Raw genomic sequence first — 15,538 nt, 5'->3', positions numbered from 1 at the left:
TTATGAAAATCATTAAAGAAAGAAACAGTAGAAACTTAATTCAAATAAAACCAAATTCAAGTTCAGCTTGTATAGTATTGGACGGAGGTGGAAGCTGTATAGATGTACCATATCCATGTGTTAATCAGTACAAAAAAGGGATACAAATTAAAAATGATTAATAAGATCAAAAAAATGAGCGCTGCTATAATTATAGTTATAGCAGTAGCTTTTTCTAATATTTCATATTCTGACAATGAACTTGATAATATAGAGGTGCTTACATTCTCTGTAGATAGCATGTATGATAAGGGAAACTTGGACACAAACAAGGAAAAGCATAAAAAACTTGGAGAGATTGAATTAAATAGAGTTTTATCAAAAGAAGATTACATAAAAGATGTTAATAATTTTAAAAGCTTTTATATTCATGAACAAGGCTATCTTGGAGGATATACAAAAGAACAACTAGATTCGGATATTGATAAATTACTACAAAATCCAACAGGAAATACCGTTGGTGATTTGAATTTGCAACTTGCTAAAATAATATCTAACATGAACGATAGACACACAACTGCTATGTGGCATTTGGGTACAGAGCAATTCCCGTTCATAATAAAAATAATTGGCGACGAATTCTACATCATAAATACAACGGAAAAATGCAAGGACTTATTGTATTCTAAAATCGTAAGCATTGAAGGTGTAAAATCATCTGAAATATTGAAAATAGTATGCAAATATGCTTCTGCAGAGAATGAAACTGGAAAGAAAAATATTTTACATTATGGTTACATGTTATACACAGATTTACTTAAAAAAGAAAATATAATAAAAGGAGATAAAGTACATTTACAAATTTTGCAAAATGGAAAAATCGTTGATAAAATTGTAGACACCATTAAAACTGATAGTATTGGAATATACAAAAATTATTACGATGATGAAAGCTACAATCAAATAATGTTTGATACTAGTGAATTAAAATGGGATGCATATACAAATTGGGGAAAAGAACAATTCACAGAAAATAAACCATTTTACTTCTATAAATCAAACAGAAATTTAGTAATTAAATATAATTATACTTACGATATCAATAAATATAACGTATTAAAAGATATGATAACTAAAATGCAAAATGAAATACAAGCAAAAGATATTGACAACATCATATTAGACATCAGATATAATGGTGGTGGCATGTTTACACACGCAAAAGAATTAGAGTTTGCGATAATGCAATATCAATTATTAAATCCAAAAATCAATATTAAAGTGTTAATTGGTGAAGATACTTTTTCAGCAGGCATAAGAATGATAGATAGTGTAAAAAGAAACTTAGAAAATGTACAGATGATTGGAACAAATACTGCGGGAGCTTCAAATCATAATATGTCTGGAGGAAATATTGTATATCTTGGGAAAAGCAGACTATTCATATACACATCAGGAGAAATGAGAAGATATGATTATACTTACAAAGATGTTATACACTCTTCGAATTTAAACAAAGGTGATGGATCAACCTGGTATCCTGATATGTTTATTGAAAACCAAATCGAAGATTACGCAGTTGGCAATGACAAGGTTATGAATTATGTGCTGAGAGATGAAGGAAACAATTCTTTGTTTGATAGAATAAAGGGAATATTTAATTAGAAATTTCTAGAATATGAGAAGTTTCAAAGACCACATGAATTGAAATTCAATTTTGTGGTCTTTTTGCTTGTAGATAATTATTTTTTATTACTTTATTTCCTGTTGATTCAAATTTAATAATATTTTAATACTACATATTATTGTAATATTTATTAAAATATATGTTAAAATATAGATAAGAGTTAATGAGGTAAAAAACTAAAACGTAAAAAAGTAAGAAATCAATCACTGTGAAACACTTGTAATTACTTTTAGTAAAATACCAATAACAGGAGGAAACTATGCTAAAATATTTACATAAAAAACTAATCAGAAACAAAACATATTTTTTCGTGATTTTATTATCGTTAATAATGTGCTTTGCGACTCTTTTCATACAAATGCAAAAGTCAACATATTATGAGCTAGATAGAATAAAAGAAATGGAATCCAGCACTGATAGTTTGATTGCTTATTTTTTGAAAAACAAAAGAAGTGGCAATAAGATAAATCCAAAGTTAAGCGTCGAAGAAAACGAAAAAATATATGACACAGAATTAAAATATTATGGAAAGTTATCGGATAATTTGTACGAGATAGATAATTTTATGTCGACAAATACTAACAAGTCATCATTTGAACAATACAGCAGAAAATACGATGCCAAAGCAATCTATACTCACGAGCAAAACTTTTTAGAACTTTTAGATGAATTGGATTCTCACATAAATTACGAAAAGATAAAACTAGATGAGGACTACATTAGTTTTATTAAACATAGAAATTCTGATAATTCAACAAAAACAAATGGAGTTATAAATGAGTATAAACAGTTGAATTTTTCAGCGATTATTTCGAAACAGTCGTATGTTTTATTTGGTGCAGTTCCGGCGATATTTTTAGCTATATTTCTAATCATATCCTTGGAAAATGATGATGTGTTGAAGAAGTTGCCATTTAAAAACATCTTAATCACAAAGAATAGATTCTATATGAGTTTATTAATTTACGTCATGTATATTGTGTCAGTTTTATTATTCTTGTGGTTAATTAGCACAGTATTTCTGGATGGATTCGGTAAATTAGATTATTATCACATATCTGTACTTGAAAGATATAAATTCTTAACTGAAAAACAGAACTTAGATTTTGTAAAGTTAGAGTATTTGAAACCTTACAAAATCTTGTTGCGAGCGATTGTAACTTTGGTTTTATCTTATACTTTTGTATTTGGGATATTATCATTTGTTAAGAAAATTTTCACATCAAAAACATTGGAAATGATCTGTTCTATTATTGTTATTGGTGGTTTTGTTGGTGATTTGTTATTGTTCAATCACAGATTCAATCCACTATTCATAACTAAATATTTTTCGTGGATGCAAATGGTATGCTTGTTGTTGATGGATATAATTCTTTTAGTTTGCTGTTTCAGTGTCAAGGATAGAGCGAAAAAAGAAAAAGTATCCTACAGAAAAGTTGACACGACTAGTGTGAAGGGGTTGGTGTTAACTAATATAATTTCCAAGCAAATGGTTGTGTTTATTTTAATAACAGTTGGTTTGTTTTCGTTATTTACGGCTTTTAAAACCGAAAAATACAATAAATTACGTGAAGAAGGAGAGCAAGTTTACAAGAACTACTTAGCTTTTGGTCAGTCTTATAAGGCAAAGTTTTTAAATGATCCTTATTTGACAGAGGCGGAAATTAATCGAAATCTTGAGAATTTCGAAAAAGAATTTGAAGGTGGAATTAAAGAATACAGGGTATATATCAATAAAGAAAAAAATCCAGATACATTCTACAATTTTTATCAAGATAAATTTACCTCAGGAGATTTGAGGTTTGATCAAAGTAGTGGATATATGGATAAGAGCGATTCTTTGAGTATGTACACAAAACGATATATGTACGATAAGCTTGAAATATTAAAAAAGATGAAGGTTATACCTTCAAATAGAATGTATGATGGAATATATAATGTGGATTACAATCCTGAAGATGGAGTTAAGTATTTGAAGATAAAAGACAGAATATTTTCCTATTTGTTTAATGGAAGTAGTGAGGGTATTACAGGAATAAATCTGTTATACGATTTGTTCTACACAAAATTCAATATTATTGTTACATTATTGTCTGCTTGTTTATTTGGTAGTTTAATATCTAGAAATAGAAAGATTATAGAAATACAAAAACTAACACCAATTAACAAAAATTCTATTTTTAGACGAAATGTATTATCAAGTATTTTCAGCACGATAATTGGATTCTTGATTGTTTTGGCAATTGTATTTGCAATAGGAACAATAATCGGTGGAATTGGTAATTCACAACTTCCAACAATGAGAATATCAAACATAATGTTCAGTGCAGAAGTTATGAGATACAGGGAATTTATTATTAAGAGTGTGATATTGTCTATACTAGTGTGTGCTTGTGTATCGATGGTTATAAACCTTACAAAACTATTTATAGACAATAAAATGTCCAATTTGGTTATTGCAATGATTGTAATTTTATCAATAGGATTACCTTATATGGTGAAAATAGTTCCAGCATTTTTACCTTTATCGTATATTGATAGTTCTGCTGTGGCGAATGGATTTATGTCATTTCATCAACAAAATGGATATTTAAATTTTACGTTTGGAGTAATATCTATTATTTTATGGGCTGTAGTGTTGTATTTTATTAGCAAGAAGAAATTTGAAGAAAAGAGGAAATAAATGTTACAAGTTATTGATTTAGAAAAGAAATACAATGGTAAAACTATTTTAGATAAAGTCAATTTTAGATTGGAAAAAGGACAGATTAAAGCATTGGTTGGACCAAATGGATCGGGAAAAACGACACTGATGAATAGCATATCCAATTCCATAAAAATAGATGGTGGTAAAATAGTAATAGATAATGAACAGTATGATGATGAAAAAATCTTCAATAAGTTAACTTTTTTCAGGGATGAAACTATCTTAGATTTTAATATGAAAGGTATAGATTACTTGGAATTAATCAAGAATGCATATAAAAAATCTACAGAAGATGTGAATAATATATGCAAAAAATATGAGATAGAGGGATTTGCACATAAAAGGGTTGGAGAGTATTCACTAGGTATGAAGAAAAAGTTAATGCTTGCAATGTCTTTCTTGCCAGGAAATGATTATGTTTTGTTAGATGAACCGTTAAATGGTTTGGATCCAACAAGTGTTATAAAAACGAAGAATTTATTGAAAGAGATAGCCAAACAAAATGTAGGAATTATTATATCAAGTCATGGGTTGAATGATTTGGATGATATAAGCCGTGATATTTTGTTCTTGAAGGATAAGAAAATCTTGGAAGAAAAACTAGAATCCGTAAAATATTTGAATCTCTCAACTTCTAATGATGAACTTGTCAAAAAAACTTTGATGAACAACGGATATGAATACGAAAATAAATTGATTATACTAAAAGATGAAAATATTAAATCAATTTTGAAGATTTTATCACAATTGGATGTAAATATTTATAGTATAGACAAGAAATCAAAATCTTCTCAAGAAAGATACATGGAATTGTTTAAAATATAATTTACACATGAAAGTTTAAGGATTTTTTTAAGAAACTTATTTATAAGTTTGGTTGATTGGATGTTCTTATCCACGATTCTTATACGAATAAAGACCACATGAATTGAAATTCAATTTTGTGGTCTTTTTGCTTGTGGATATTTATTTTTGAATTATTAATTTGTCAACTGGTCTGTCAAACTCTTCTGGATTTAAATCATCGACTAATTGAAAATCGTAGACTATGGATACTTTATACGAATCTTCGCCGATTTTGTCGATGAATCTGTCGTAGAATCCTCCGCCGTAGCCGATTCTGTATTTGTTTTTGTCAAAGCATAGTCCAGGTACTAACATGAAATCAAATTTAACGTCTGATTCAACTGGATTTTTAGGTTCTAGGATTCCGTAAGCTCCAGGAGCCAAATCGTCCATGTTTTTGATTTCTACTGCAATCATGTGTCCTTTTGATTTTATATATGGAACGTACACTTTTTTTCCTTGTTCCAACAAATCTTTTATGAGCTTGTGTGTGTTAAACTCAGATCCAAAGCTTACATACACAAAAAAGTTTTCGGAATTTTTGAATTCTTCTAAGTTTTCCAATTCTTTTAAAAGTTCATCGTCGACTTTTTGTTTGTCAGAGATGGAGTCTCTTTGTTGTAACATTTGTTTTCTAATTTCTTTTTTGTTCATTTTCATCACCTAAAATATATATACCCTAAAAAGATTTAAATATCCAGTTGTTTAAAAATTTAAAAAGACTGTGATATAATTAGGTTTACGAGGTGAAAAATGTTAGAATTCGTTCATGTCGATAAGACATATAAAAATAAAGTGTGCGCACTAAACGATTGCAATTTTAAAATTGAACAAGGTGAATTTGTTTTTTTGATTGGGCCAAGCGGTGCGGGCAAATCAACTATTACTAAACTTATACTTAAAGAAATAAATCCAGATAGGGGTAAGATTTACCTTTACGGTGAAGACATAACCAGATTAAAAGCACGAAAGGTTCCTAAATTAAGACAAAGTATAGGAATGGTGTTTCAAGATTTTAAATTATTGGAGAATAAGACTGTGTACCAAAACATAAAATACGTTATGCAAATTTTGGGGAAAAGCTCTTCAGAGATAAAATCTACGATTGATACTGTGCTTGATTTGGTAAATTTGAAAGACAAAAAGAATGCATATCCACACGAATTATCCGGTGGGGAAATGCAAAGAGTGTGCATTGCACGTTCAATGGTTAATAAACCTAAACTACTTATTGCAGACGAACCTACGGGAAATTTGGATCCAGTGACTAGCATGGACATAGCGAATGCTTTGGTTAGAATTAATGAACGTGGCACGACTGTTATGATGATTACTCACGAGAAAGATATCGTTAATAAATTACAAAAAAGAGTAATTCAATTGGATAATGGAATTATTGTTAGAGATGAAGAAGGTGGAATGTATGAAAAGAATTAGAGTTATGATATCCACTTTAAAGGAAGGATTTGTAGGTATTTGGAAAAACAGATCGATGGGTCTTGCATCTTTGACGACGATATCACTGGCTCTTTTGATTTTGGGATCTGTAATTATATCGATGTTGACTATGAATCAAGCAGTAAAAGACATCGAAGGAAAAGTTAACCTAGTAAATGTGTACTTGGAAAATGGAATTCAAGAGGACAAGACGAAAAAGATTGAACAGTTTATCAAACAAAAAGATGGAATTAAGGATTTGAAGTATGTTTCCAACAAACAAGCTATGGAGAATTTCTCCAAGTCTTTAGATGATAAAACTTTGATTGAAGGAATGGAATCAGCTTTTCCTGCATCATTTGAAGTTACACTGAAGGATGTAAACGACGCTGAAAGATATGTCAGAGAATTTCAAAAAATAGATGGCGTTGAAAAGGTAAGCTTTTACAAGGATTTAATTGCGAAAATTTCAAATGCATCTAGAATTGTAAAATACGCTGGATCAATCGTAGTTGCAATATTAGTGATGATTTCGATAATAAATATTTCAAATACGATTAGATTAACTGTGTATGCCAGAAGAAAAGAAATTGCCATTAAGAAAAATATTGGTGCATCGAATTTGGTAATATCTGCACCGCTTGTTGTTGAGGGAATATTTTTTGGAATAATTGGCGCTGTGGTTGCGTTTTTGGCTTGTTATTACTTGTACAGATATGGATATTTGAGGTATAATAAGACTGTGTATGGATTGATATCAACATATTTGGTTCCACCAGTGATGATTAGGTGGGATTTATTGAAGATTTTTATCAGTCTAGGTATCGGAATTGGAGCATTCGGTTCCGTATTAAGTAGCAAAAAATATCTCAAAATATAAGGAAGGAATTATGAAGAAGAAAATTGTCACATTAGCCTTGTGCATGATGCTTATGACTAATGCAGTGTATGCAGACAAATTAACCGAATTAAATAACGAAAAAAAAGCAAAAACTTCGGATTTAAACGAATCTAAATCCAACCTAAATAAATTAAAAGATGACAAGAACGATGAGTTGGAAAAGTTGAAGAATATTAATTTAAAATTAACTCAAACTCAGTCAGAACTTGCTATTCAACAACAAGAATTGGCGAAAATTAATAAATCAATAGATGACACTAAAAAAGAAATCGAAAATTACAAATCTAGTATCAGCCAAAAAACAAAAGAATTTCAAAAAAGATTAAAAGGAATGTACATATCAAAAGACGGCGCAAAAGTCGATGTGCTTTTCGGATCTGGAAATTTGAACGATTTATTGAACAACGTGAGTTTGATGAATTACATTGCTAGGTTTGACAAAAATCTATTGAATGATTTAAAACACGAAAAGATTTCATTAGATTACAAAGAAGACGAACTAAAATCCAAGATGCAAACAATGGAAATTGTAAAAAAGAATTTGGAATTAAAAGTCGTAGCATTAAATGATACATTGGCTGAACAACAAAAGTTAATCGACGATATTTCAAAAAATGTAACCATGACTGAATCAGAAATATCCTCATTAATTAAAGAACTTGAAAAAATTGATGGCAAAATTGACCAAGAAAAAAAGGCTATACTACAAGCAAAATTACTTGCAGCACAAAGAGCTCAAGCTGAAAGAAGAAGACGTGAAATGGCGCAAAGAAATAAAGCCATCAACACAAACATTTCAGCACCAGTCATCAATAACGACGGAGCATACTTACAATGGCCTGTACCATCAAGTCATAGAATGACTTCTTTTTACGGATGGAGAAGCGATCCATTCGGAAGAGGATCGGGATTCCACACAGGACTTGATATTGCAGCACCAATGGGAACACAAATCGTATCTGCAGAAGATGGAGTTGTAGTTCACGTTGGATGGAGCGGTGGCTACGGAAATCTTGTAAAAGTTCAACACGATAATGGAGCTTTGACTTATTATGGACACTTGAGTGGATTTAATTGTAGCGTTGGTCAAAGAGTAAAACGTGGACAATTAATTGCTTTTATGGGATCAACTGGATATTCAACAGGATCTCACCTTCATTTCGAAGTAAGATTTAATGGTCAACACACTGATCCACTAAATTATTTAAGATAATTATGAAACTAAGTTAGCAATAACTTAGTTTTTTTATTGCAATAAATCTCCAGAAAATATTTGGAGAAATATATAACCAAATGTTTGACAATTAAGTATTTTATTTGTAAGATGGAATTGTAGAAAACGATTGACAATATTTAAGAGGAACTAAAATGAAAAAAACTAAGAGAATTCAAAAAATATTTTTATTCTTACTAACGTGCATTCTTGCATTAAATATGCAAACACGAGGATTTGCAAAGAATGAATTGGATAATGAAATTCTTACAATACCAATAGAAGATAATTTGAAATTAGAAAATTACAATCCTGATGACTTAAGAGTTAAACAATTGGGAAAAATTGAATTAAACAGAGTACTTACGAAATCTGAGTATGAAAAAGATATGAAAAATTTTGTAAATTATTATTTGGAATGGCAAGCTTATTTAGGAAATTCTACAGGAGAAGAAATAGAGAAACTTGCTGAAGAGCTATTGAAAACATCGGACAATAAAACGGTTTCTGATTTGAACTTAGATTTTGCAAAATTAATTGCAAACACTAATGATGGACATACCTCATCTATGTATGAAATAGGGAAAAGCTGTATGCCAATTAAGATTAGAATTATAAATGGACATTATTACATAATTAATACAACACCTGAATACGAAGATTTATTATACTCTAAGATAATAAAATTTGATGATATTGATACCAAGGACATAACAGAAAGATTATACAAATACACTTCAGCAGAAAATAAATATTTTAAAAATACGATAATAAAAGATTTCTATCTATATTATGGAGATGCACTAGAAAAAGAAAATATAATTAAAAATGGAAAATTAAAATTACAGATAGAAACTGATGGTAAAACGCTTAATAAAAAAATCAAAATGATAGATCTGCCAGATGTTAAAATCAACAAATATAGTTATGAAAATACAGATTTTTCTCAAATCTTATACGATATGACAGATATCACAAAAAATAAATTCACAAAAAATGACAAGATGAGATACATGCAAATGAAACCATTTTATTATTATATAAATGATAATAACTTAATCATCCAATACAACAATTGTTATAATACTGATAAAGATAACATCTTGAAAAATATGATAGATAAAATGGATAAAGATGTTTCACGAAATAATGTAGAAAAAATAATTGTAGATATTAGATACAACACAGGTGGTTGGCCAACACATGCAAAAGAACTTGAATTGGCACTGAAAAGATATCAACTATTGAATCCTAAATTGGAAATAAAATTATTAACTGGATCAGAAAATTACTCTGCTGGATCCTTGTTCGTAGACGGAGTCAAGAGAAATCTTGATAATCTTCAGATAATTGGGGAAAATACTGGAGGACCTTCTGGTTGGACGACAGAATCGTCAAGTATTATGTATTTAGGAAGTAGTAAATTATTTGTCAAAAAATCTAGTGGAGTCAGAAGGTACGATTATACATTAGAAGACACAGTACACTGTTCCAATCTTAATAAAAGAGATGGATTAACGTGGTATCCAGATATGTTTATCGAAAATCAAATCCAAGATTACGCCATTGGTAATGACAGGGTTATGAATTACGCAATTAACAATTAAATAATGTAATTAATATCTTCTTTTATTTATTAAAAGAGGATATTTTTTTAATTAAAAGCACAATAATCTTAGACAAATTGTAACTCAATTTTAATACAAAAAATCGTTAATCTGTTATACTATATATTAGTTAGAGGTGATTTATGAAAACATTTAAAAAAGTTTTTATTGGATTGGGGCTTTGCTTATTGGTGTATCTAAGTTTTTCTGTAGGAAATGCTACAGGAAAAAGAACAGCGATTGCCAATGAAAATGGTATTCCATTAGCGAAGATCAATAAGATTGAAAACTTGATTGACCAATATTATCTTTTTGATATAGACAAGAACAAGCAACAAGAAGGAGCTGTTGAAGGCTATGTAAAAGCTTTGGGAGATCCTTATTCTGAGTTTTTGACTAAGGAAGAGATGGATAGTTTGAATCAACAAACTGAGGGAGAATATGCAGGTGTTGGAATTGTGGTTACTCCTTCTGAAACTGGTGCTATAACTGTTGTTAGTGCTATCAAAGGTAGTCCAGCTTTTGAAAAAGGCATCAAAAAAGATGATATTATACTTAAAATTAACGGCAAGGATTACAATGCATCACAAATGAATGATGCAGTGAAGGTTATGAAAGGTAAACCTAATACAGATGTTAAGCTTACTATTGCCAGAATGGAGAATAAAACTAGTAAGATTTTCGATGTAAATATTACGCGTCGTATGATTAGTTTGACTACTGTTAATTCTCAAAAAATTGGAGATATTGGATATATCAACATAACTCAATTTGATAGGAAAACTGACAAGGAGTTTATCGAACAATACGAAAATTTGAAAAAGCAAAATGTGAAATCAATTGTTTTGGATTTGCGTAATAATCCTGGTGGTTTGTTAGATTCTACGGTTAAAATAGCAGACTATCTTCTTCCACAAGGAGTAATAGTTAAGACTGTGGATAAGAATAAAAAAGAAGATGTCCAAAAGAGTGATGCTTCAGAACAAAATCTACCAATGGTAGTTCTTGTGAATGGTTCAAGTGCATCTGCATCTGAAATTTTGGCAGGGGCTTTGAAGGATTACAAGAAAGCTACGATTGTCGGAGAGAAAACTTTCGGAAAAGGTATCGTTCAAACGATTATTCCTATGGATAAAGGCGAAGGGTTGAAGCTTACTATTAGTGAGTATTTTTCACCAAATGGCAACAAAATTCACAAGCAAGGTGTTAAACCAGATGTTGAAATCAAATTAGATGAAAAAGCTAAGGGTATCGGAGTTGAGTTTATGAAAGAAGATAATCAACTTCAAAAAGCTTTAGAGATTTTAAATAAAAAATAGGAGATATTATGAGAGAAGAAAGAGAAGCGAGAAGAAAACGCAAGAGAAGAAAAAAAATAATCAACTCAATAGTTCTTTTGGTTTTTGTGTTGGCTGTAGGAAGTTTGGTTGCAGTAAAAGTAGCCAACAGAGAACAAAGTCTTAATCCAAAAGTAGCTGAGAATTCTTCTAAGAAATCGAACAAAAAAAACGCAGAGAAAAAAGAAGAGCCAAAACCAGATCCGAATAAATTAATGAAGGGTTCAAATCATATTTTAAAAGCAGATTCGTATGCTTATGATGCCAAAACAATTAGTCAATTTATTAGACCAACAAAATCTGAGGGCTATGTTAAAAACACAGACAACAAAAAAATTTGTTTCTTGACTTTTGATGATGGTCCAAACCACAGCATGACTCCACAAGTTTTGGATGTATTAAAGAAAGAAAATGTTCCTGCTACATTTTTTGTAGTTGGTAAACATGTTTCACAAGATACAAAAGATATTTTGGAACGCCAATTAAATGAAGGTCACGCAATTGCTCTTCACTCTTTTGAACACGATTATTCAAAATTATATCCAGGAAGAGTTGCGAACGCTGATAGAATAAAAAAAGAAGCTGAAATGGCACAAAAAGCATTGCAAGATGTTCTTGGTCCAGATTTTAAAACGAGTGTGTGGAGATATCCAGGTGGACACATGAGTTGGCAACAATTAAAGCCAGGCGATGATGCGTTAGAATCTTTGGGAATTCACTGGATTGACTGGAACAGTTTAGTTGGAGATGCTGAACCAAAAAGCAGAAGACCAACGACAGTAGAAGGTATGGTTGAATTTGCAAATACTTCATTAACTTATCAAGCTGAGCAAGATTTAGTTGTAGTTTTGTGTCATGATGCACCAGGAAAACAACTAACTGTTGATTCACTTTCAGCAATTATTAAAAATTTTAAAGATAAGGGATATGAATTTGGAATTTTAAAATAATTTTAAAATTATAAATATTAGCTTAAATTTGCCACAATTAAATTATTATGCAGAGCACCTTTTTGATAAGGTGCTTTTTTAATGTTTTAAATCCTACTAACTATATATAGTATGAATAAAAATCAAAAACCCACATATTGATACTATCTGTAGTATTTGATATAATAAAGCAGTAGTAAAAATCAAGTAAAAAAGATTTTAATCATATAAAAAAGGAAAGAGAAGAGGGATTGCAAATGCTAACTGTAGAAAAAAGAGACGGACGACAAGTTGAGTTTGATGCTAAAAAAATTGTCGTTGCGATAGAAAAAGCTATGAATAGTAGTACAGGAATTTACGAGGAAAATTTGGCTGAAAAAATCGCCAAAGAAATTGAAGGATATGCCAAAACGATTGGAAAAGTTTTGAGTATTACTGATATCGAAGACCAAGTGTATTATAAGTTAATTCAGTACAACAATCCCGCTACGGCAAGAGCATACGAAAACTACAAAGCCGTACAAAAATATAAAAGAGAAACTAACACTACTGATGAAAGTATAATCGGTTTGTTGGAAGAAAGTAACAAGGATTTGTTAGAAGAAAACTCCAACAAAAATGCAGTGATAGCTTCTACTCAAAGAGATTTAATAGCTGGTGAAGTTAGTAAGGATATTGCTAGAAGAAAGCTTATTCCTCAAGATTTGCTTCAAGCTCACGATGAAGGAGCAATTCACCTTCACGATATGGATTACATAATTCAACCAATGTTTAACTGTTGCCTTGTAAATATGAAAGATATGCTTGATAAGGGAACAGTTGTAAACGGCAAATTAATCGAATCGCCAAAATCATTCCAAGTTGCTTGTAATGTAATGACTCAAATAATCGCACAAATAGCAAGTAATCAATACGGTGGTCAAAGTATCGATATTAGATGTTTGTCAAAGTATTTGAGAAAATCTTACGAAAAGAATTTGAATTTGTGCATTGAAACTCTTGGAGACATCGACATGGCTGAAAAAATGGCAGATAAGATGACTCAAAAAGACTTGGAATCAGGAATTCAAACAATCCAATATCAAATCAATACATTGATGACTTCCAATGGACAAGCTCCATTTGTGACTTTGTTTATGTTTATTGAAGACCACGATGAATACAAGGAAGAAACTGCGAAGATAATCGAAGAAATTTTGAAGCAAAGAATTCAAGGAATTAAAAATGAAGCAGGAGTGTATGTTACACCAGCATTTCCTAAGTTAATTTACGTTTTGGATGAAAATAACATTCACAAAGATAGCGAATTTTATCATTTGACTTCACTTGCAATTCGTTGCACAGCTAAGAGAATGTATCCTGATTATATTTCGGCTAAGAAAATGAGAGAAAACTACGAAGGAAATGTGTTCAGTCCAATGGGATGCAGAGCGTTCTTGTCACCATGGAAAGATGAACATGGAAACTATCAATTTGAAGGTAGATTTAATATCGGAGTTGTTACGATTAATTTACCACAAATCGGAATTCTGGCAGATGGCGACGAAGATAAATTCTTAGAAATATTAGACAAAAGATTAGAAATGTGTAAGCGTGCAGGAGTGTTGCGTTACGATTTACTAAAAGATGTCACTAGTGATTCTTCTCCAATTCATTGGCAACATGGAGCTATCGCGAGACTTAAACCACACACACCAATCAAAGATTTGTTGATAGGTGGATATGCGACTGTGACTTTGGGCTACATTGGAATTTACGAAGCAACGCTACTAACAATTGGTGAAAGCCACACAACTCCAAAAGGCAAAGAATTTGCAATGAAAATAATGGATATTATGAATGAAAAAATAAAACAATGGAAAAAGGAAACTAATCTAGGATTTGCATTGTATGGAACTCCAGCAGAAAGTTTAACTCACAGATTTAATAGTATCGACAGGGAAAGATTCGGAGTAATCGAAAACATCACAGATAAAGGTTACTACACAAATTCATTCCACGTTGATGTAAGAGAAGAAATATCTGCTTTTGAAAAATTCTCATTTGAATCGAAATTCCAAGATAAATCATCAGGCGGATGTATTTCTTATGTAGAAATTCCAAACATGAGCAAGAATTTGAAAGCTTTGGAAACTCTTGTCAAATACATTTACGATAATATTCAATACGCAGAATTCAACACAAAAAGCGACTATTGTCAAAACTGCGGTTTCGATGGAGAAATTACAATCAACGAAGATGGCGATTGGCAATGTCCACAATGTGGAAACAAAGACCATGCTACGATGAATGTTGTCAGAAGAACTTGTGGATATCTTGGAGAAAACTTCTGGAACGAAGGAAGAACAAAAGAAATCAAAGATAGGGTATTACACATTTAATGAATTACGCACAAATCAGACAATACGATGTGGCAAACGGCCCTGGAATTAGATGCACGTTTTTTGTAACAGGATGTAGCCTCAATTGCAAGAATTGTTTTAACAAAGAATACCAAGATCCAAATTTTGGAGAAAAATGGACCGATACGCAAACAAATCAAGTAATAGATTATTTGAACCAAGAAGAAATTGATGGACTCACAATTTTAGGTGGAGAACCATTCGAATCATGCGATGATTTAATAGAAATTGTAGGAAAAATCAGAGAAAATACAAACAAAAGTATCTGGATTTTTTCGGGATACACTTACGAAACACTTTCTCAAAAACAAAACTGCAAAAAACTATTGGACATGTGCGATGTACTTGTTGATGGAAGATTCGTAGAAGAATTAAAAGATTTGAGATTGAAGTTTCGTGGATCTTCAAATCAAAGATTGATTGATTTGAACAAGACCACAATGGATGACATCATATTAGTTGATGAAAATAAATTATAAATAAACCGTTAGAA

At 30.7% G+C, this 15,538-nt stretch carries 13 protein-coding genes; 12 read left to right on the top strand and 1 reads right to left on the bottom strand.

What is annotated here, in order from left to right; all coding sequences use genetic code 11:
* The first annotated feature begins 2 nt into the window (after positions 1-2).
* From GKF99_RS00420 to GKF99_RS00405, 4 genes are all read left to right on the top strand, one after another.
* A complete protein-coding gene (locus GKF99_RS00420) occupies positions 3-161 on the top strand; it encodes a hypothetical protein (RefSeq protein WP_154272277.1) in 159 nt (52 codons plus the stop codon).
* Positions 154-1,644, top strand: a complete 1,491-nt coding sequence (locus tag GKF99_RS00415) for a S41 family peptidase (protein ID WP_154272275.1) — start codon at positions 154-156, stop codon at positions 1,642-1,644. The genes GKF99_RS00420 and GKF99_RS00415 overlap by 8 nt, the downstream gene beginning before the upstream one ends.
* A gap of 281 nt (positions 1,645-1,925) precedes the next feature.
* Positions 1,926-4,349 carry an ABC transporter permease gene (locus GKF99_RS00410; protein WP_154272273.1) on the top strand — a complete coding sequence of 808 codons (2,424 nt, stop codon included), beginning with the start codon at positions 1,926-1,928 and terminating at the stop codon, positions 4,347-4,349.
* Entirely contained in the window at positions 4,350-5,198 is an 849-nt protein-coding gene (locus GKF99_RS00405) for an ABC transporter ATP-binding protein (RefSeq protein ID WP_154272271.1), read from the top strand. It abuts the gene before it with no gap.
* Positions 5,199-5,339: 141 nt separating this feature from the next.
* On the opposite strand, the gene GKF99_RS00400 is transcribed toward GKF99_RS00405, so the two are convergent.
* Positions 5,340-5,873 carry a 5-formyltetrahydrofolate cyclo-ligase gene (locus GKF99_RS00400; protein ID WP_154272269.1) on the bottom strand — a complete coding sequence of 178 codons (534 nt, stop codon included), beginning with the start codon at positions 5,871-5,873 and terminating at the stop codon, positions 5,340-5,342.
* A 99-nt stretch (positions 5,874-5,972) separates the two neighbouring features.
* Between GKF99_RS00400 and ftsE the strand changes: the two genes are divergently transcribed.
* The 8 genes from ftsE (at position 5,973) to nrdG (ending at position 15,524) form a co-directional block, all read left to right on the top strand.
* Entirely contained in the window at positions 5,973-6,656 is a 684-nt protein-coding gene (ftsE, locus tag GKF99_RS00395) for a cell division ATP-binding protein FtsE (RefSeq protein ID WP_154272268.1), read from the top strand.
* Positions 6,643-7,536, top strand: a complete 894-nt coding sequence (ftsX, locus tag GKF99_RS00390) for a permease-like cell division protein FtsX (protein WP_154272266.1) — start codon at positions 6,643-6,645, stop codon at positions 7,534-7,536. The genes ftsE and ftsX overlap by 14 nt, the downstream gene beginning before the upstream one ends.
* Positions 7,537-7,546: 10 nt before the next feature.
* Entirely contained in the window at positions 7,547-8,770 is a 1,224-nt protein-coding gene (locus GKF99_RS00385) for a M23 family metallopeptidase (protein ID WP_154272264.1), read from the top strand.
* A 155-nt stretch (positions 8,771-8,925) separates the two neighbouring features.
* Positions 8,926-10,377: a peptidase S41 gene (locus GKF99_RS00380; protein WP_154272263.1), complete on the top strand. Its 1,452-nt coding sequence runs from the start codon at positions 8,926-8,928 to the stop codon at positions 10,375-10,377.
* Positions 10,378-10,520: 143 nt separating this feature from the next.
* Positions 10,521-11,696, top strand: coding sequence for a S41 family peptidase (locus tag GKF99_RS00375; protein ID WP_094207421.1), 1,176 nt, complete (start codon positions 10,521-10,523; stop codon positions 11,694-11,696).
* 8 nt (positions 11,697-11,704) lie between these two features.
* Complete coding sequence (locus tag GKF99_RS00370; protein WP_094206024.1) at positions 11,705-12,664, top strand: polysaccharide deacetylase family protein; 960 nt, start codon at positions 11,705-11,707, stop codon at positions 12,662-12,664.
* 236 nt (positions 12,665-12,900) lie between these two features.
* A complete protein-coding gene (gene nrdD, locus GKF99_RS00365) occupies positions 12,901-15,024 on the top strand; it encodes an anaerobic ribonucleoside-triphosphate reductase (RefSeq protein ID WP_094207420.1) in 2,124 nt (707 codons plus the stop codon).
* Positions 15,024-15,524, top strand: a complete 501-nt coding sequence (gene nrdG, locus GKF99_RS00360; protein ID WP_094208906.1) for an anaerobic ribonucleoside-triphosphate reductase activating protein — start codon at positions 15,024-15,026, stop codon at positions 15,522-15,524. The genes nrdD and nrdG overlap by 1 nt, the downstream gene beginning before the upstream one ends.
* The last annotated feature ends 14 nt before the right edge of the window (positions 15,525-15,538 follow it).

The sequence above is a fragment of the Finegoldia sp. BIOML-A2 genome (assembly GCF_009678315.1).
GTDB classification, from domain to species: Bacteria; Bacillota; Clostridia; order Tissierellales; family Peptoniphilaceae; genus Finegoldia; species Finegoldia magna.
Note: the sequence above shows the minus strand (reverse complement) of the source record. Positions and strands in the feature narration are given on the sequence as shown.